This is a genomic window from Kitasatospora sp. NPDC090308, assembly GCF_044769485.1.
In the GTDB taxonomy this organism is placed as follows: Bacteria; Actinomycetota; Actinomycetes; order Streptomycetales; family Streptomycetaceae; genus Kitasatospora; species Kitasatospora fiedleri.
Map to the genome: position 1 here is coordinate 135,121 of NZ_JBIVXY010000014.1, position 16,961 is coordinate 152,081.

Here is a 16,961-nt window from a genome sequence, read left to right on the forward strand (position 1 = left end):
ACCGGGCGCGCGGGGAGCAGCTGGAGGCCGCCGATGACGCCCCGCACCACCACCGTCGCGATCGTCGGCGCCGGGCCCGCCGGGCTGGTCCTCGCGCACGCGCTGCGCCGGGCCGGGGTGGACGCGGCGGTGCACGAGCGGCTGTCCCGGGCCGAGCTGGAGGCCACCGCCCGGGCCGGGGTGCTGGAGCACCGGGTGGTCGAGTACCTGCGCGCGCTCGGCCTGGCCGACCGGCTGGCCGCGGAGGGCGAGCGGCACGGCCGGTGCGAGATCAGCTGCCTGGGCGAGCGGGTGGTGGTCGACTACGGCGCGCTCTCCGGCGGGGTGCGGCACTGGGTGTACCCGCAGCAGCTGCTGGTGCGCGACCTGATCGCCGCCTACGAGCGCGACGGCGGCACGATCGCCTTCGGCTCGCCGGTCCTGGCGGTGGCGCCGGACCGCGCCGGGCACCCGGTGCTGCGCACCGCCGGCGGCGAGCTGCGGGCCCGGTACGCGGTCGGCTGCGACGGCGCGCGCGGCGTGGTCGCCGCCGCCTTCCCGGACGGCGCGGCGGGCCCGGAGCGGCGCTACCCGTACGACTGGCTGACGGTGCTGGCCCGGATCGACCGGCCGGTGGCGGCGGTGCGGTACGCGGTGCACGCGGACGGGTACGCCGGGATGATGCCGCGCACCGCCGACGTCGGGCGGTTCTACCTGGAGGTGCCCGCGGGGGAGCGGGTCGGGGGGTGGCCGCCGGACCGGATCCGGGCCGAGCTGGCCCGGCGCCTCGGCCTCGGCGGCGGCGACCCGCGGCCCGGGGAGCTGCTGGAGACCGGGGTGCTGCGGATGCGCGGCCGGGTCGCCCGCCGGATGCGGCACGGGCGGCTGCTGCTGGCCGGGGACGCCGCGCACACCGTCACCCCGTCCGGCGCCAAGGGCCTCAACTCGGCGGTCGCCGACGCCGCCGACCTGGCCGGGGCGCTGCTGGCGGAACTGCGCGCCGAGGGCGGCGACGGCGAGGGCGGCGGGGCGGCCTTGGAGGGCTACCAGGAGCGCCGGCTGGCGGCGGCCTGGCGCACCCAGGAGTTCTCCGACCGGCTGCTCGACCTGCTCCACCTGCCCGCCGGGCTGCCGCCCGAACAGCGCGAGTTCGCGCTGCGGCTGCGGCTGGAGCGGATCCGCCGGATCGCCCGGCCCGGCCCGGAGGCGGCCGAGTTCGCCCGGGCCTACGCGGGGGCCGGCGCGCTGCCCGTGGCGGACGTGTGGCCGCCGGCACAGCGCGCTGCCGTCGCCAGCTGCGCTACCGGTCGGTAGCATGCGGGCATGACCACCGCGGAGACCGCCACCACCACCGCGCCGGACGCCCGCGCCGAGCGCCGCGCCAAGCGCATTGCCAAGCACCTCAGCAGCTTCGCCGCGCAGCACGGCGGCAGCGCCGAGGGCGTCGTCGAGTACGTCGGCTCCATCGCCACCCGGATCGTCCTGGTCGGCGCCGACGGCACCTGGGGCGACCAGGTCGCGCCGAGCTACGCGATCGGCCTGCGGGCCGCCGAGCTCGCCGGGCTCACCCTGCACGACGAGTTCGACGGCGAGCTGGGCCTCAAGGTGCGGACCGGCCCGTACGAGTGGAAGCGGATGGCGGGCATCCAGGTCTGACCGGCCGGGGCCGTCCGTCCGGGACGGGGAGTTTCCACAGGAGCGCGGACAGCCGTCCGCGCTCCTGCGCGTTCGGCGGGGCCGGCCCGCTCCGGCCGTCGCGGCATCCCGGTCGTCACGGTCGTCACGGTGCGGTCGACCCGCGGTCGCTCGCCCGGCGCCCGCTGCGAGGCCGGGCCGCGTCCGTCCCGTGCGGGCGGAGGTCCCGCGCCGGGACGGGTGGTGACGCGGGTCAGCCGACCAGTTCGGCGGCCGGTGCGCCGGCCTGCGCGGGCACGCCGGCCCGGCTGCGCAGCGCCAGCGGGACGCGCAGCGCGGCGGCCCAGATCAGCGCGGCGCCCAGCATGTGCAGGCCGACCATCAGCTCCGGCGCGTCCGTGAAGTACTGCACGAAGCCGAGCACGCCCTGGAGCAGCAGCAGGACGAACAGCTCCCGCACCCGGGCCCGGGCGGCCGGCGGGGCCTTGACCGCGGCGAACACCAGCAGCGCGGCCAGCGTCAGGCCCACCGAGAGGAACACCAGGTCGGCGTGGGCCTGGACCAGGCGGTCGTAGTCGACCGGGATGCGGTACACCGGCTTGCCGTCCTTGGCGGAGGCCCCCGGGTGGTGGCCCGCCCCGGTGACCAGCGTGCCGGCCAGCACCAGCAGGCCGATCACCGCCACCAGGACCCGGGCCAGCAGCCGGATCGGCTCGGCGACCAGGGCGCGCGGCCGGCCGTCGCCCTCCCCGGCGCGCTCCCAGGACAGCACCGCGACCCAGACCAGGCCCATCGCGGCCACCATGTGCGCCGCCACGATGTACGGGTTCAGACCGGTGAGGACGGTGATGCCGCCCAGCACCGAGTTGCTCATCACCATCCAGAACTGCGCCCAGCCGAGCCGGGTCAGCGGGCGCCGCCACGGCTTGGCGCAGCGGGCCGCCAGGATGAACCAGCCGACCGCCGCGCACAGCACGTAGGTGAGCATCCGGTTGGCGAACTCGATGACGCCGTTGATGCCCATCTCGGGCGTCGGCGTCAGGCTCTCGGCGGTGCAGCGCGGCCAGGTGGTGCAGCCCAGGCCGGAGGCGGTCAGCCGGACGGCGCCGCCGGTCACCACGATCACCACGCTCATCACCAGTGCGGTCAGCGCCGCCCGGCGGACGGTCCGGGTGGTCGGGTGCCAGCGGTCGGCGAGGAGGGAGAGCGGGTTGGTCACCGGACCATCGTAGGCGGGCTTACGCGGCGCCCCGGCCCCGGGAGAACGGTGCCGCGCGTCACTCCCGGCGGCCGGTGGCGGACGTCACTCCCAGCGGAAGAACCGGGCCGCGGCGGCCAGGCCCAGCACCGACCAGCCGGCCAGCACGCCGAGGTCGGACCAGGGCACGCCGCCGCCGAGCTGGAGGACCGAGCGCAGGCCGTCGGAGAGCGCCGAGATCGGCAGCAGCTCCAGCACCGGGCGCACCGCGTCCGGGAACCTCGACAGCGGGACGACCACGCCGCCGGCCAGCAGCAGCAGGACGAACACCAGGTTGGCGCCGGCCAGCGTGGCCTCGGCCCGCAGGGTGCCCGCCATCAGCAGGCCCAGGCCGGAGAACGCGGCGGTGCTCAGCACCAGCAGGAGCAGCACCGCCAGCGGGTTCCCGTGCGGGGACCAGCCCAGCGCCAGCGCGATCGCGGACAGCAGCAGCACCTGGAGCAGCTCGGTGACCAGCACGCAGCCGGTCTTCGCGGCCAGCAGCGCCCAGCGCGGCAGCGGGGTGGCGCCCAGCCGCTTGAGCACGCCGTAGCGGCGCTCGAAGCCGGTGGCGATGGCCTGCCCGGTGAACGCGGTGGACATCACCGCCAGCGCCAGCAGGCCCGGGGCCAGGAAGTCGACCCGCCGGCCCGGGCCGTCCACGGCGACCACGTCGACCGCGGAGAACAGCACCAGCAGCACGGTCGGGATGACCACGGTGAGCAGCAGCTGCTCGCCGTTGCGCAGCAGCATCCTGGTCTCCAGGGCGGTCTGCGCGAGCAGCATCCGGCCGACCGGGGCGGCGCCCGGGCGGGGGGTGAGGTCGGTGGCGGTCATCGCAGGTCACGTCCGGTCAGGTCGAGGAAGACGTCTTCGAGGCTGCGGCGCTGGACCGCGAGCTTGTCGGGCATCACCCCGGCCGCGGCGCACCAGCCGGTGACGGCGGCGAGCAGGGCGGCGTCGAGTTCGGCCTCGACCCGGTAGGAGCCGGGGGCGGGTTCGGTGACGGCGGCGCGGTCGGGCAGCACCTTGCGCAGCGCGGCCAGGTCGAGGCCGGGCGGGCCGTCGAAGCGCAGCCGGGCGTCGGTGCCGCGCAGCTCGTCGGGGGAGCCCTGGGCGATCACCCGGCCGCGGTCGACGATCGCGACGTCGTCGGCGAGCTGCTCGGCCTCGTCCATCCGGTGGGTGGTGAGGACGACGGTGACGCCGGACGCGCGCAGCTCGGTGACCAGCTCCCAGGTGGCGCGCCGGGCCTGCGGGTCGAGGCCGGCGGTGGGCTCGTCCAGGAAGACCAGCTCGGGGCGGCCGACCACGGCCATCGCCAGGGCCAGGCGCTGCTGCTGGCCGCCGGAGAGCCGGCGGTAGGGGGTGCGGCCGCAGGAGTCCAGGCCCAGGCGCTCGGCGAGCGGGCCGACGGGCAGCGGGTCCGCGTACAGCGCGGCGGTGTGCCGGAGCATTTCGAGGGCGCGCGCCCCGGCGTACACGCCCCCCGTTTGGAGCATCACGCCGATCCGCGGCTTGAGCCGCCCGGCCTGCGCCACCGGGTCCAGCCCCAGCACCCGGACGGTGCCCGCGTCGGGGCGGCGGTAGCCCTCGCAGGTCTCGATCGTGGTGGTCTTGCCGGCCCCGTTGGGGCCCAGCACCGCCGTGACGGTACCGCGGGCGATGGCCAGGCTCAGCCCGTCCACGGCGGTCTTGTCGCCGTACCGCTTGACCAGTCCGGTCACCTCGACGGCGGGGTCTGCATGCATAGCGGCGAGTCTAGGAGCAGCTCACGGCCCCTTTCAGGTAAGGCTTGCCTTTCGTGATGGACGACACCGGTGAGGCGTGGGTCACGGCTTGTTTCCGCCGGACGAATTAAGCAACAATCGTGTTGTGAAAAACATCCGCGAGCACGACGCCCAGCACCGGGAGCCCGAGGCTCCCGGCTGCGCCGTGCCCGCGGCGGCGTCGGAGGCCCTCGCCGAGGGCCACCGGGCGACCCGGGACCGGGTCGCCCGTTCGATCCTGGACCACGGGCCCTCCTCGGCCGCCGACCTGGCCGGCCGCCTCGGCCTGACCTCCGCCGCGGTCCGCCGCCACCTGGACGGCCTGGCCGCCGCCGGGCTGGTGGAGTCCCGCGAGCAGCGGGTCCACGGCAGTCGCGGCCGCGGCCGCCCGGCCAAGGTGTTCGCCCTGACCGACAGCGGCCGCAGCGCCTTCTACCAGGCGTACGACCAGCTCGCCGCCGACGCGCTGCGCTGGATCTCGGACGCGGCCGGCGGCGGCAGCGCGGGCGAGGAGGCGGTCGCCGCCTTCGCCCGGGCCCGGCTCGCCAAGCAGGGCCTCAAGTACCAGGACGCCCTCGACCAGGCCGGCGCCGAACAGCGCGCCGAGGCACTGGCCGAGGCGCTCAGTGCCGACGGGTACGCTGCCACGGTGCGGCGCGTTCCGCCCGCCGCCGCTGCGCCCGCCGCACCGGCGGGCGCCCAGCTCTGCCAGCACCACTGCCCGGTCGCGCACATCGCCGAGCAGTTCCCGCAGCTCTGCGAGGCGGAGACCGAGGTCTTCTCGCAGCTTCTGGGTACCCATGTGCAACGGCTGGCCACCATCGCCCACGGCGACGGGGTCTGCACCACGTATGTGCCGGCATCCGGTGCCGCACCGTCGTCCCCCCGGACGCCCGGTGCCGCGCCGACTGCCGGTACGTCCCCCATCGAGAACGGCTCGTCCGCGCGGAGGAACCTCGCATGACTGACATCGCACACCCCGAGCTCGAAGGCCTGGGCACGTACGAGTACGGCTGGGCCGACTCGGACACCGCCGGCGCCGCCGCCAAGCGCGGCCTGAGCGAGGACGTGGTCCGCGACATCTCGGCGAAGAAGAACGAGACCGAGTGGATGCTCGACCTCCGCCTCAAGGGCCTCAAGCTGTTCGGCAAGAAGCCCATGCCGACCTGGGGCTCCGACCTGTCGGGCATCGACTTCGACAACATCAAGTACTTCGTGCGCTCCACCGAGAAGCAGGCCGAGTCCTGGGAGGACCTGCCCGCCGACATCAAGGCCACCTACGACAAGCTGGGCATCCCGGAGGCGGAGAAGCAGCGCCTGGTCGCCGGCGTGGCCGCCCAGTACGAGTCCGAGGTCGTCTACCACCAGATCCGCGAGGACCTGGAGGAGCAGGGCGTCATCTTCCTGGACACCGACACCGCGCTCAAGCAGCACCCGGAGCTCTTCAAGGAGTACTTCGGCACCGTCATCCCGGCCGGCGACAACAAGTTCGCCGCGCTGAACACCGCGGTGTGGTCCGGCGGCTCGTTCATCTACGTGCCGAAGGGCGTGCACGTGGACATCCCGCTCCAGGCCTACTTCCGGATCAACACCGAGAACATGGGCCAGTTCGAGCGGACGCTGATCATCGTCGACGAGGACGCCTACGTCCACTACGTCGAGGGCTGCACCGCGCCGATCTACTCCTCGGACTCGCTGCACTCCGCGGTGGTCGAGATCATCGTCAAGAAGGGCGGCCGCTGCCGCTACACGACCATCCAGAACTGGTCGAACAACGTCTACAACCTGGTCACCAAGCGCGCCGTGGCGTACGAGGGCGCGACCATGGAGTGGATCGACGGCAACATCGGCTCCAAGGTCACCATGAAGTACCCGGCCGTCTACCTGATGGGCGAGCACGCCAAGGGCGAGACGCTGTCGATCGCCTTCGCGGGCGAGGGCCAGCACCAGGACGCCGGCGCGAAGATGGTCCACATGGCGCCGAACACCTCCTCCAACATCGTCTCCAAGTCGGTGGCGCGCGGCGGCGGCCGGACCTCCTACCGCGGCCTGATCGAGATCGGCGAGGGCTCCAAGGGCGCCAAGTCCAACGTGCTGTGCGACGCGCTGCTGGTGGACACCGTCTCCCGCTCGGACACCTACCCGTACGTGGACGTCCGCGAGGACGACGTGTCGATGGGCCACGAGGCGACCGTCTCCAAGGTCTCCGAGGACCAGCTGTTCTACCTGATGAGCCGGGGCATGACCGAGTTCGAGGCGATGGCGATGATCGTCCGCGGCTTCGTCGAGCCGATCGCCCGCGAGCTGCCGATGGAGTACGCGCTGGAGCTGAACCGGCTGATCGAGCTGCAGATGGAGGGCGCGGTCGGCTGACGCGCCGTCAGCCCCCGCCCGTCCGTCGACCATTCCCGAAAGAGAGCAACACGAACAGCCATGGCTGAGCAGAACACCCCCGGCTCCACCACCGCCGGCTCGATCGAGGTCGGAACCGCCGGCGCCGGCGCGCAGCTCGCCGGTCCGGGCACCGGGCGCGACACCGTCCGGCAGCCGATCGACGCCCGGGTCGCGGTCAAGCCGTCCTTCGACGTCAACGACTTCCCGGTGCCCACCGGCCGCGAGGAGGACTGGCGGTTCACCCCGCTGCACCGCCTCGGCGGGCTGCACGACGGCAAGGCCGCCGAGGCGGCCGCCGGCGAGGACAAGATCGAGCTGGGCCTGCCGGAGGGCGTCACCTCCGAGCTGGTCGGCCGGGACGACGCCCGGGTCGGCAGGGCCGGCACCCCGGTGGACCGGGTCGCCGCGCAGGCGTTCAGCGCCTTCGAGCAGGCCCTGGTGGTGACCGTCCCGAAGGAGACCGCGCTCACCGAGCCGGTCCGGATCGACGTGCACGGCGAGGGCGGCGTCCGCTTCGCCCACCTGGTGGTCGAGGTCAAGCCGTTCGCCGAGGCCGTCGTGGTGCTCAACCACACCGGCACCGGCACCCGGGCCGCCAACGTCGACCTGCTGGTCGGCGACGGCGCCAAGCTGACCTTCGTCTCGGTCCAGGACTGGGACCGCGACGCGGTGCACGTCGCCCAGCAGAACGCGCTGGTCGGCCGGGACGCCTCGTTCAAGTCGGTGGTCGTCACCTTCGGCGGCGACGTGGTGCGCCTGCACCCGCGGGTCAACTACGCCGCCCCCGGCGGCGAGGCCGAGCTGTTCGGCCTGTACTTCGCTGACGCCGGGCAGCACCTGGAGCACCGCCTGGTCGTCGACCACGACACCCCGCACTGCCGCTCCAACGTCGCCTACAAGGGCGCGCTCCAGGGCCAGGACGCGCACGCGGTGTGGATCGGCGACGTGCTGATCCGGGCCGCCGCGCTGGGCACCGACACCTACGAGCTCAACCGCAACCTGGTGCTCACCGACGGCGCCCGGGTCGACTCGGTGCCGAACCTGGAGATCGAGACCGGCGAGATCGTCGGCGCCGGCCACGCCTCCGCGACCGGCCGCTTCGACGACGAGCAGCTGTTCTACCTGCAGTCCCGCGGCATCCCGGCCGACGAGGCCCGCCGCCTGGTGGTGCGCGGCTTCTTCGCCGAGCTGGTCCAGCAGATCGGCGTCGCCGAGATCCAGGACCGGCTGCTGGAGAAGATCGAGGCCGAGCTGGAAGCGGCCGTGGCATGAGCTACGTCCGGGCCTGCGCGCTGAGCGTCCTGCAGGAGGACGTGCCCAAGAAGGTCGAGCTGAACGGCGTCCCGGTGGCGGTCGTCCGCACCGACGAGGGCGTGTTCGCGATCAACGACACCTGCTCGCACGCCAACGTCTCGCTGTCCGAGGGCGAGGTCGAGGACTGCATGATCGAGTGCTGGCTGCACGGCTCCAGCTTCGACCTGCGCACCGGCAAGCCGTCCGGGCTGCCCGCGACCAGGCCGGTCGCCGTCTACCCCGTAAAGATCGAAGGGGACGATGTGCTCGTCTCCGTCAACCAGGAGAACTGAGTACCCATGGCAACGCTTGAAATCCGCGACCTGCACGTCACCGTCGAGGCCGAGGGCGGTCCCCGCGAGATCCTCAAGGGCGTCGACCTGACGGTCAAGCAGGGCGAGACCCACGCGATCATGGGTCCGAACGGCTCCGGCAAGTCGACCCTGGCCTACTCGCTGGCCGGCCACCCCAAGTACACCGTCACCGGCGGCCAGGTGCTGCTGGACGGCGAGGACGTGCTGGAGATGTCCGTCGACGAGCGTGCCCGGGCCGGCGTCTTCCTGGCCATGCAGTACCCGGTCGAGGTCCCCGGCGTCTCGGTCTCCAACTTCCTGCGCACCGCCGCCACCGCCGTCCGCGGCGAGGCCCCCAAGCTGCGGCTGTGGGTCAAGGAGGTCAAGGAGGCGATGGCCGCCCTGCACATGGACCAGGCGTTCGCCGAGCGCAACGTCAACGAGGGCTTCTCCGGCGGCGAGAAGAAGCGCCACGAGATCCTCCAGCTGGAGCTGCTCAAGCCGAAGATCGCCATCCTCGACGAGACCGACTCCGGTCTGGACGTCGACGCGCTGCGGGTCGTCTCCGAGGGCATCAACCGGGTCCGCTCGACCGGCGAGGTCGGCACCCTGCTGGTCACCCACTACACCCGCATCCTGCGCTACATCAAGCCCGACCACGTGCACGTCTTCGCAGGCGGCAGGATCGTCGAGTCCGGCGGCGCCGAGCTCGCCGACAAGCTGGAGGAAGAGGGCTACGAGAGCTACGTGAAGGGCGGCGCTTCAGAGTGACCCATTCCCATCTGACCGGACTCCTCGACACGGACGCGATCCGCAAGGACTTCCCGATCCTGTCCCGGCAGCTGCACGACGGCCGGCCCCTGGTCTACCTGGACAACGCGGCGACCTCGCAGAAGCCGCGCCAGGTGCTGGAGGCGCTGAACGCCTACTACGAGCAGCACAACGCCAACGTCCACCGCGGCGTGCACGTGCTGGCCGAGGAGGCCACCGCGCTGTACGAGGGCGCCCGGGACAAGGTCGCGGCCTTCGTCAACGCGCCCAGCCGCAACGAGGTGATCTTCACCAAGAACGCCTCCGAGTCGCTCAACCTCGTGGCCAACATGCTGGGTTGGGCCGACGAGCCGTACAAGGTCGACGCCGACTCGGAGATCGTGATCACCGAGATGGAGCACCACTCCAACATCGTGCCGTGGCAGCTGCTCGCGCAGCGCACCGGCGCGAAGCTGAAGTGGTTCTCGCTCACCGACGACGGCCGGCTCGACCTGTCGAACATCGACGAGCTGATCACCGAGAAGACGAAGATCGTCTCCTTCACGCTGGTCTCCAACCTGCTGGGCACCGTCAACCCGGTCGACGCGATCGTCCGCAAGGCGCAGTCGGTCGGCGCACTGGTCGCCATCGACGCCTCGCAGGCCGCCCCGCACATGGTGCTGGACGTGCAGGCGCTGGAGGCCGACTTCGTCGCCTTCACCGGGCACAAGATGGTCGGCCCCACCGGCATCGGCGTGCTCTGGGGGCGCCAGGAGCTGCTGGAGGACCTCCCGCCGTTCCTCGGCGGCGGCGAGATGATCGAGACCGTGACGATGGGCTCGTCCACCTACGCGCCCGCCCCGCACAAGTTCGAGGCCGGCACCCCGCCGATCGCCCAGGCGGTCGGGCTCGGCGCGGCCATCGACTACCTGTCCGAGATCGGCATGGACCGGATCGCCGCCCACGAGCACGCGATCACCGCGTACGCCATCGAGCGCCTGAACGAGGTGCCCGACCTGCGGATCATCGGTCCCCGCACGGCCGTCGACCGCGGCGCGGCGATCTCCTTCACGCTCGGCGACATCCACCCGCACGACGTCGGCCAGGTGCTGGACGAGCAGGGCATCGCGGTCCGGGTCGGCCACCACTGCGCGCGGCCGGTCTGCCTGCGGTACGGAATTCCGGCGACCACCAGGGCGTCGTTCTACCTGTACTCCACGCCCGGCGAGGTGGACGCGCTGATCGACGGTCTCCACCACGTCCGCAACTTCTTCGGCTGAGGCGGCTGCCATGAAACTCGACTCGATGTACCAGGAGATCATCCTGGACCACTACCGCAACCCCCACGGCAAGGGGCTGCGGGACGGCGACGCCGAGGTGCACCACGTCAACCCGACCTGCGGCGACGAGATCACCCTGCGGGTGCGGCTCGACGGCGCGGTCGTCGCCGACGTCTCCTACGAGTCGCAGGGCTGCTCGATCAGCCAGGCCTCCGCCTCCGTGCTCAACGACCTGGTGGTCGGCAAGCCGGTCGGCGAGGCGCAGCAGATCCAGGAGGCCTTCCTCGAACTGATGCAGAGCAAGGGCCAGTCCGAGGGCGACGAGGAGGTCCTGGAGGACGCGGTCGCCTTCGCCGGGGTCTCCAAGTACCCGGCCCGGGTCAAGTGCGCCCTGCTCAGCTGGATGGCCTGGAAGGACGCCACCGCCAAGGCGCTCGGCGGCCAGCCCCCCCTCACCGACTGACGCCCGTTAGGACACTGGATTCATGAGCGAGAACGACACCACCACCGAGGCCGAGGCCCCCGCGGCCGAGGCCGCGGCCGCGGAGTCCGAGACCCCGGGGGCGTTCACCAGCGCCGGGACGGTCTCCACCGAGGACCTCATGGAGGCCCTGATGGACGTCGTCGACCCCGAGCTGGGCATCGACGTCGTCAACCTGGGCCTGATCTACGGCCTGCACATCGACGCGGACGACACCGCCACCGTCGACATGACGCTGACCTCCGCGGCCTGTCCGCTCACCGACGTGATCGAGGACCAGGCCCGCACCGCCACCGACGGCCTGGTCAAGGACCTGCGGATCAACTGGGTCTGGATGCCGCCGTGGGGCCCCGACAAGATCACCGACGAGGGCCGCGACCAGCTGCGCGCGCTCGGCTTCAACGTCTGAGCGGTCGGCACCGGCAATCGGCACCGGCAATCGGTACCGGAGAGGGGCGGGGACTTCGGTCCCCGCCCCTCTCCGTTCTGTTCCGTTCTGTTCCGTTCCGTTCCGTTCCGGGAATTCCGGGGCGCCGGGCCGAACTAGACTGCCGGACCATGAGTTTCGGGTCGGGTGGCGGGCACGGGCAGCCGGACTGGGCCGCGATGGCCGAGCGGCACGAGCGGGAGCAGCGGCGGCGCAGACGGCTGCGGATCGCCGGGGCGGCGGCCGGGGCGCTCGCCCTGGTCGGCGGGGGCGGCGCGGCCGTGCTCGGCCTCGCGGGCGGCGGGAAGGACGGCGATCCGGCGGTGGCGGTCGCCGTGACCGGGGCTCCGGCGGCCACCGGCTCCGCCGCGCCGGAGGTGCTGCCCGCTCCGGAGGCCGCTGCCTCTCCCGCTGCCTCTCCCGCTGTTCCGGGACCGGCTTCGAGGTCGATTTCAGCCCCCGCCTCGGTCTCCGCCTCCGCCTCGGCCGGGAAGCGGACCGGCCCCCGTCCGGTCGCGACCGTCACCGCCGCCGCCCGCCCCGCCGCCGCCCGCCCCGCCGACCAGCCCGCCGCTGCCGCGAGCCCGGACCCGCTCGCCGGCCTGCGCGACGGCGTCCTGGACGCGGACGGCGGCACGGCCCTGGAGATCGCCGACTCCGCGATGGACCTGTTCCTCGCACCCGACCGCGCTGCGGGCGACGCGCTGCGGCGCTGACGCCCGGGCGGCCCGGGCCGCCGCGGTCAGCCCCGGCGGCGCAGCACCGCGCCCGCCAGGGCGAGGGCGGCGGTGGCGGCGGTGAGGGCGAAGACGGTGACGGCGGGAAGCAGGCCGTAGGCGCGGGTGAGGGCGCCGACGGCGATGATCGGGGCGGAGGAGCCCAGGTAGACGATCACCCAGAGGGCGGAGAGCTCGCTGCCGCGGCGGGCCGGGTCGAGGGCGGCGACCGCGGCGGTGAACAGGGAGCGGAACGCCACGCCCTGGCAGGCGCCGGCCAGCACGCTGCCGACGAACAGCAGCGCCGGGGTGCCGGTCGCGGCGGCCGTGGTGAGCAGGCCGAGCCCGGCGGCCAGGCCGGTCAGGCCGGCCGCCACGACCACCCGGTCGGAGGTGGGCGGGACGAGCAGCTGGGCGGCGGCCGAGGAGCCGAGCAGCAGCGCGGCGACGGCCGCGCCCGCCAGCGGGGAGCGGGTGTGCAGCAGGGTCGCGGAGAAGGCCGGGGCGAGCGCCAGGTAGACCCCGAAGACCGCGTAGGAGACGAAGCCCGCGGCGGCGGCCAGCAGGAACTCGCGGCGTCCGGCGCGCGGCAGCCGCAGCCGCCGGGGCCGCAGGTGGGCCGGGGTGGTGACGCGCGGCGGGGAGGCCGGGGGCCGGAACGGGCCGGGCATCCGCGGGTGCACCAGGGCGAGCGGCACGCACAGCGCCAGCAGCGCGACCGCGTGCGGCAGGAACGGGCCGAGCAGCGGCTTCGCGTCGTCGGTGAGCGCGGCGCCGACCAGCGGGCCGAGCGCGACGCCGCCCGCCGAGCAGGCCAGGGTGAGCTTGGCGGCCAGGGTGGGCCGGTCCGGTAGCAGGTCGCCGAGGGCGGCGCCCGCCGCGCCCGTGGACAGCCCGACCGCGACGCCCTGGACGGCCCGTCCGGCGGCCAGCTGCCAGAACGAGCCGGCGGTGGCGAACACCGCGTCCCCGGCGGCGGCCAGTGCCACCGCGGGCAGGATCAGGGCGCGCCGCCCCAGGTGGTCCGACCAGTGGCCGACCGCGGCCAGCACCGGGACGAGCGCGAACACGTAGACGGTGAACAGGACCGTGGTGTCCAGCGGGCTCAGGCCCAGGCGCTGCTGGAGCACCGGGTAGAGCGGGGTGGCGAGGTTCGCGCCGATCAGCATCAGCAGCAGGGCGGCGGCCACCAGGCCGACGCGGATGCCGCGCAGCGCGTTCCAGCGGCTGATCGCGGCGAGCTGGAGCTGCTTGCGGGGCGCGAGTTCCAGCGGAAGCAGGGCCTCCGACAGTCGGCGGTCGGCGTACTGAGCGGTGCTCAGGCCGGGGCCGGCGGGGGAGAGGTCCGCCATGGCAGGGGTCTCCTGGAGTGGCCGGGCACCGTCGGGCACGGCCGGGCCAGGGTGTGGCGGCACGGGTCGGACGGTGCGGATGTGCACGTGGTACGTGGAGTGCGGAGCGCCGTCGCTCCGGGTCCCGGGGCGTGCGCGCGGGGGTGGTGCGCGTCGCCCACCGAAGGATACGTGCCGGCGGGCACTCGTTCGGACGCACCGCCCCACTCGTTCGGGCGGACGCCCGCGCAGCTCAGGCGTTCGGTCGTGGCGGCCGATACGCTGGGTTGACGGGCCGACACGCACGGCCCGCGCCGCCGCTCCCCGCGTCCGCCGCCCCCCGGGCGGGCCGCCCACCGGACGGCGGTGCCCTGCGACGCACCCGGGAGAACGCGCGCGATGGCCGGACGTAGCCGTAACACCCCTGACCAGCAGCCGTCCGAGGCCGAAGGGCTGCTGCCCGCCGACTACGACCTCGCCGACCTGTACGGCGCGCAGAGCGGCGACGAGGACCCCGACGACACGGCCGTCCTGATCCCGCCGATCACCCTCCCGCCGGACGCCGAGCTGGCCGCCGCCGCGCTGGCCGTCCCGCTGATCTCCCGGGTCGTCGCGCTGGCCCGCTGGATCGCCCCGCACCGCGAGGTCGACGAGCACGGCGACCTCGGCGAGGCCGACCGGGTCCGGGCCGCCCGGATGCTCGGCGCCGAGGACCCGGACGAGGACGACGTGGTCGAGGCGATGCGGGCCTGGGCCCTGGCCTGCGACCTCGACCTGGTCGAGACCGGCACCACCGACGAGGGCACCCACGTCGCCATCCCCGGCCCCGACCTGGAGGCCGTCGAGGCCGGCGAGCCCGCCGCCGTCCTCGGCCTCTGGTTCGAGGCCGCCGAACTGGTCCGGGAACTCGCCGCGGAGGCCGAGTCGGTCGACCCCGAGGTGGTCGAGGGCGGCCCGGACGACGACGGCGAGGCCCTGGCGGAGGTCGAGGACGCCCGGGAGCAGGCCGCCGAGATCCTCGACGAGGCGCTGCACGTGCTGTACGAGACCACCGCGTTCGCCGAGCCCGGCGCCGAGACCGTCCCGCTGGGCGTGCTCGCCGCGCTGCTGGTCGTCCCCGACGGGCAGGAGCCCGACGAGGAGATGCTCGGCGAGATCACCGACCTGATGGTCGTCCTCGACCCGATGCTCGGCGACCTCGCCGAACTCGGGCTGGTCGAGCACCGGCCGATCGACCCCGACCTGTTCGAGGAGGGGGAGACGGGGGCACCGGCGGAGGCCGCCGAGGTGGTCGACACCGACCGGCCGCTGACCGAGGAGGACGCGGCCCGCTTCGGCACCGTCCGGCTCACCCCGCTCGGGCAGTACGCGGTGCGCGAGTGGCTGCTCGCCGACGGCTACGACGCCCCGCTGGTCGGCGACCTCGCCGACCAGGACGGCCCGGCCTTCCTGCGCGCCCTCGCCGAGAACGGGCAGCTCTTCGCCGAACCCGAGCTCAAGGCCTGGCTGGCCGCCCGCGACCCGCGCGACGCCGCCCGCGAACTGCTGGCCGGCGCGCGCGGACGCGACGCGCAGTCGCCCGTCCGCCGCTACTACTGCGTGCTCGGCCTCGGCGAGCTCGGCGAGGACGCGGCCCCGCTGGTGCGGGAGGCGGTCGACGACCCCGAGCTGGGCGGGCTGGCCCGCGAGTGGCTGCGCGCCCGCGGCGCGGACGTCGCGGCGGCGGACCGCGAGGTCGCGCTCTGGCGGGTGATCGACTCGATGGCCGCCGTGATGCTGCTGACCGCCGGCGAGGGCGGCCGGCTCCAGGCGCTGGTGGCCGACCTGCCCGTCACCGACAACCCCGCCAGCTACTTCGGCGAGGTCTGGCGGGTGCCGCACCCGATGACGGCGGAGGTGCTGGAGGCGGTCGGCGAGCTGCACCTCGACCGCAAGGTCGCCAAGGAGGCCCGGCGGGCGGCGGTCCGGGCGCGGTCGCTGCGCGGGCAGACCGGGTAGCGGGTGGCGGGTGGCGGGGCTCTTCTCCGGCGGGCCCCTCCCCGGCGGGCCCCGCCGAGTTCTCCGCGAGCCCTCCACGTCCGTCTGATGGCTCGACAGGTTCCCCGGGCCGTAAGGTAAGTCGGCGTTGGAGTGGCGAGCGGCCGGGGGTGCGGCGAGGGATGAAGAGGCAGCACACGAGCGGGCCCGTGGACATCGAGGCGATGTACTCGGACCAGGAGGCGTACGGCCGGCAGGTGTTGGCGGGCGCGGGGTTTCCGGTGTTCGGGTGGGTGCACGGGGCGGCGGCGCCCGGGTGGGACGTGCTGGCCGAGTACGAGGTCTACAACGGGGAACTGGAGGCGGTGGAGATCCGCTCCGGGGACTGGCGCTCCGCGCCGGGGCCGTACGTGACGGTGCGGACGTACCGGCCCGGGGCCGAGCCGAGCGGGTCGCTGCCCGACCTGGAGGACGTGGTCGAGGACGAGCGCGACCGGGTCTACGAGCACCTCGGGGTGGACGAGGGCGACACCGCCGGGCGGCTGCGGGCGCTGCGCGAGTGGATCACGGTGGACGGCGAGCCGCACGCGGTGCAGGTCCACGAGGACTCCCGGACGGGCGCCGGCCACGGCACGGTGTGGGCGGGCCGGCTGCGGGTGCACGGGGCGACGGTGACGGTCACCGGGCGCGGCGTCCCGCCGGGGTCGGTGGAGCTGCGCCGGATCGGCGACTTCGAGCGGTACATCGTGGGCCGGACCGAGATGCTGCGGCAGCTCGCCGCGCTCCGGGCGGACCGGCGCTCCCCCGAACCCGGCCCGGAGTCCGCCGAGTTGGGCCTCCAGGCGCACCGGGACCTGGTGGTCCAGGCGATCGCGCGGGCCTCGGCGGTGGTCGCGCAGCTGCGCGCCGGGCGATCGGCCCGGCTGCCGCGCCACCTGCGCGGCGAGGACCGGCAGCTGCGCTGGGAGGCGGCGGTGCGGCAGCAGATGCGGCTGGCCTCGGAGACCCGCGAGGAGGCCGACGGGGCGGTCACCTCGATGGTCAACCACCTGAGCCGGCTCGCCCACCACGCGGACTGGGTGAGCGGGACGGTCGAGGGCGCGGCGGCCGTGGAGGAGGTCGTCCGGTACACGGCGTTCGCCAGCGAGGTGCCGAGCCTGCCCGCGCAGCGGGCCTGGGAGCGGCTGTGGGCGGGCGGGACGCCCGAGCTGCCGTCGGGCACCGAGGACGCCTGGCTGACGGCGTGGGAGCAGTGGCGGGTCGAGCGGACCCAGCACGGGGCGCGGCGCTAGCGGGGCCTGCGGGGCCGGACCGGCGGGAGGGGCGGGAGAGGCGGGAGAGGCGGGAGAGGCGGGAGAGGCGGACGGGGCCGGATCGGCGGGATCGGCGGGCGGGACGG

17 protein-coding genes are annotated in these 16,961 nt (G+C 74.3%); 13 read left to right on the forward strand and 4 right to left on the reverse strand.

Annotated elements, in window-relative coordinates; all coding sequences use genetic code 11:
* The first annotated feature begins 33 nt into the window (after window positions 1–33).
* Both ACIQVD_RS27085 and ACIQVD_RS27090 read left to right on the forward strand, forming a co-directional pair.
* Window positions 34–1,293 (forward strand): FAD-dependent monooxygenase, encoded by a 1,260-nt coding sequence (locus ACIQVD_RS27085; protein ID WP_402291977.1) that lies wholly within the window; start codon window positions 34–36, stop codon window positions 1,291–1,293.
* 9 nt (window positions 1,294–1,302) lie between these two features.
* Window positions 1,303–1,635: a hypothetical protein gene (locus tag ACIQVD_RS27090; protein ID WP_282202815.1), complete on the forward strand. Its 333-nt coding sequence runs from the start codon at window positions 1,303–1,305 to the stop codon at window positions 1,633–1,635.
* Window positions 1,636–1,867: 232 nt separating this feature from the next.
* Here the strand turns inward: ACIQVD_RS27090 and ACIQVD_RS27095 are convergent, their stop codons facing one another.
* The 3 genes from ACIQVD_RS27095 to ACIQVD_RS27105 form a co-directional block, all read right to left on the reverse strand.
* Window positions 1,868–2,833, reverse strand: coding sequence for a heme A synthase (locus tag ACIQVD_RS27095; protein ID WP_400689869.1), 966 nt, complete (start codon window positions 2,831–2,833; stop codon window positions 1,868–1,870).
* 84 nt (window positions 2,834–2,917) lie between these two features.
* Complete coding sequence (locus ACIQVD_RS27100) at window positions 2,918–3,688, reverse strand: ABC transporter permease (RefSeq protein ID WP_402291978.1); 771 nt, start codon at window positions 3,686–3,688, stop codon at window positions 2,918–2,920.
* On the reverse strand, window positions 3,685–4,602 hold the full coding sequence (locus ACIQVD_RS27105) for an ABC transporter ATP-binding protein (RefSeq protein WP_400689875.1): 918 nt from the start codon (window positions 4,600–4,602) through the stop codon (window positions 3,685–3,687). Before ACIQVD_RS27105 ends, ACIQVD_RS27100 begins: the two co-directional genes overlap by 4 nt.
* Before the next feature lie 124 nt (window positions 4,603–4,726).
* On the opposite strand from ACIQVD_RS27105, the gene ACIQVD_RS27110 reads away from it, so the two are divergent.
* The 9 genes from ACIQVD_RS27110 to ACIQVD_RS27150 all read left to right on the forward strand — a co-directional run bounded on the left by ACIQVD_RS27110 (window position 4,727) and on the right by ACIQVD_RS27150 (window position 12,254).
* The gene (locus tag ACIQVD_RS27110) at window positions 4,727–5,584 is read left to right on the forward strand and encodes a helix-turn-helix transcriptional regulator (protein WP_400689878.1); all 858 of its coding nucleotides are present in this window, start codon (window positions 4,727–4,729) and stop codon (window positions 5,582–5,584) included.
* A complete protein-coding gene (sufB, locus tag ACIQVD_RS27115; protein WP_100840246.1) occupies window positions 5,581–6,993 on the forward strand; it encodes a Fe-S cluster assembly protein SufB in 1,413 nt (470 codons plus the stop codon). The genes ACIQVD_RS27110 and sufB overlap by 4 nt, the downstream gene beginning before the upstream one ends.
* Window positions 6,994–7,053: 60 nt before the next feature.
* Window positions 7,054–8,286, forward strand: coding sequence for a Fe-S cluster assembly protein SufD (sufD, locus tag ACIQVD_RS27120; protein WP_400689883.1), 1,233 nt, complete (start codon window positions 7,054–7,056; stop codon window positions 8,284–8,286).
* Window positions 8,283–8,600 (forward strand): non-heme iron oxygenase ferredoxin subunit, encoded by a 318-nt coding sequence (locus ACIQVD_RS27125; protein WP_111552928.1) that lies wholly within the window; start codon window positions 8,283–8,285, stop codon window positions 8,598–8,600. Before sufD ends, ACIQVD_RS27125 begins: the two co-directional genes overlap by 4 nt.
* A 6-nt stretch (window positions 8,601–8,606) precedes the next feature.
* Window positions 8,607–9,371 (forward strand): Fe-S cluster assembly ATPase SufC, encoded by a 765-nt coding sequence (gene sufC, locus ACIQVD_RS27130; RefSeq protein WP_400689886.1) that lies wholly within the window; start codon window positions 8,607–8,609, stop codon window positions 9,369–9,371.
* On the forward strand, window positions 9,368–10,630 hold the full coding sequence (locus ACIQVD_RS27135; RefSeq protein WP_100840243.1) for a cysteine desulfurase: 1,263 nt from the start codon (window positions 9,368–9,370) through the stop codon (window positions 10,628–10,630). The genes sufC and ACIQVD_RS27135 overlap by 4 nt, the downstream gene beginning before the upstream one ends.
* Window positions 10,631–10,640: 10 nt before the next feature.
* Window positions 10,641–11,093 (forward strand): Fe-S cluster assembly sulfur transfer protein SufU, encoded by a 453-nt coding sequence (gene sufU / locus ACIQVD_RS27140; RefSeq protein ID WP_100840242.1) that lies wholly within the window; start codon window positions 10,641–10,643, stop codon window positions 11,091–11,093.
* Window positions 11,094–11,232: 139 nt separating this feature from the next.
* On the forward strand, window positions 11,233–11,520 hold the full coding sequence (locus ACIQVD_RS27145; protein ID WP_051817190.1) for a metal-sulfur cluster assembly factor: 288 nt from the start codon (window positions 11,233–11,235) through the stop codon (window positions 11,518–11,520).
* A gap of 149 nt (window positions 11,521–11,669) precedes the next feature.
* Window positions 11,670–12,254, forward strand: a complete 585-nt coding sequence (locus tag ACIQVD_RS27150; RefSeq protein ID WP_402291979.1) for a hypothetical protein — start codon at window positions 11,670–11,672, stop codon at window positions 12,252–12,254.
* A gap of 26 nt (window positions 12,255–12,280) precedes the next feature.
* On the opposite strand, the gene ACIQVD_RS27155 is transcribed toward ACIQVD_RS27150, so the two are convergent.
* Complete coding sequence (locus tag ACIQVD_RS27155; protein ID WP_400689894.1) at window positions 12,281–13,606, reverse strand: MFS transporter; 1,326 nt, start codon at window positions 13,604–13,606, stop codon at window positions 12,281–12,283.
* Window positions 13,607–13,984: 378 nt separating this feature from the next.
* On the opposite strand from ACIQVD_RS27155, the gene ACIQVD_RS27160 reads away from it, so the two are divergent.
* Both ACIQVD_RS27160 and ACIQVD_RS27165 read left to right on the forward strand, forming a co-directional pair.
* A complete protein-coding gene (locus tag ACIQVD_RS27160; RefSeq protein ID WP_402291980.1) occupies window positions 13,985–15,583 on the forward strand; it encodes a hypothetical protein in 1,599 nt (532 codons plus the stop codon).
* A 161-nt stretch (window positions 15,584–15,744) separates the two neighbouring features.
* On the forward strand, window positions 15,745–16,854 hold the full coding sequence (locus ACIQVD_RS27165; RefSeq protein ID WP_402291981.1) for a hypothetical protein: 1,110 nt from the start codon (window positions 15,745–15,747) through the stop codon (window positions 16,852–16,854).
* The last annotated feature ends 107 nt before the right edge of the window (window positions 16,855–16,961 follow it).

Bases quoted from the DNA above. Each gene is read 5' to 3' on its own strand.
- sufD (WP_400689883.1), top strand. From the start codon at position 7,054: ATGGCTGAGCAGAACACCCCCGGCTCCACCACCGCCGGCTCGATCGAG.
- sufB (WP_100840246.1), top strand. From the start codon at position 5,581: ATGACTGACATCGCACACCCCGAGCTCGAAGGCCTGGGCACGTACGAG.
- ACIQVD_RS27160 (WP_402291980.1), top strand. From the start codon at position 13,985: ATGGCCGGACGTAGCCGTAACACCCCTGACCAGCAGCCGTCCGAGGCC.
- ACIQVD_RS27165 (WP_402291981.1), top strand. From the start codon at position 15,745: ATGAAGAGGCAGCACACGAGCGGGCCCGTGGACATCGAGGCGATGTAC.
- ACIQVD_RS27150 (WP_402291979.1), top strand. From the start codon at position 11,670: ATGAGTTTCGGGTCGGGTGGCGGGCACGGGCAGCCGGACTGGGCCGCG.
- ACIQVD_RS27085 (WP_402291977.1), top strand. From the start codon at position 34: ATGACGCCCCGCACCACCACCGTCGCGATCGTCGGCGCCGGGCCCGCC.
- ACIQVD_RS27090 (WP_282202815.1), top strand. From the start codon at position 1,303: ATGACCACCGCGGAGACCGCCACCACCACCGCGCCGGACGCCCGCGCC.
- ACIQVD_RS27100 (WP_402291978.1), bottom strand. From the start codon at position 3,688: ATGACCGCCACCGACCTCACCCCCCGCCCGGGCGCCGCCCCGGTCGGC.
- ACIQVD_RS27105 (WP_400689875.1), bottom strand. From the start codon at position 4,602: ATGCATGCAGACCCCGCCGTCGAGGTGACCGGACTGGTCAAGCGGTAC.
- ACIQVD_RS27145 (WP_051817190.1), top strand. From the start codon at position 11,233: ATGGAGGCCCTGATGGACGTCGTCGACCCCGAGCTGGGCATCGACGTC.
- ACIQVD_RS27155 (WP_400689894.1), bottom strand. From the start codon at position 13,606: ATGGCGGACCTCTCCCCCGCCGGCCCCGGCCTGAGCACCGCTCAGTAC.
- sufU (WP_100840242.1), top strand. From the start codon at position 10,641: ATGAAACTCGACTCGATGTACCAGGAGATCATCCTGGACCACTACCGC.
- sufC (WP_400689886.1), top strand. From the start codon at position 8,607: ATGGCAACGCTTGAAATCCGCGACCTGCACGTCACCGTCGAGGCCGAG.
- ACIQVD_RS27125 (WP_111552928.1), top strand. From the start codon at position 8,283: ATGAGCTACGTCCGGGCCTGCGCGCTGAGCGTCCTGCAGGAGGACGTG.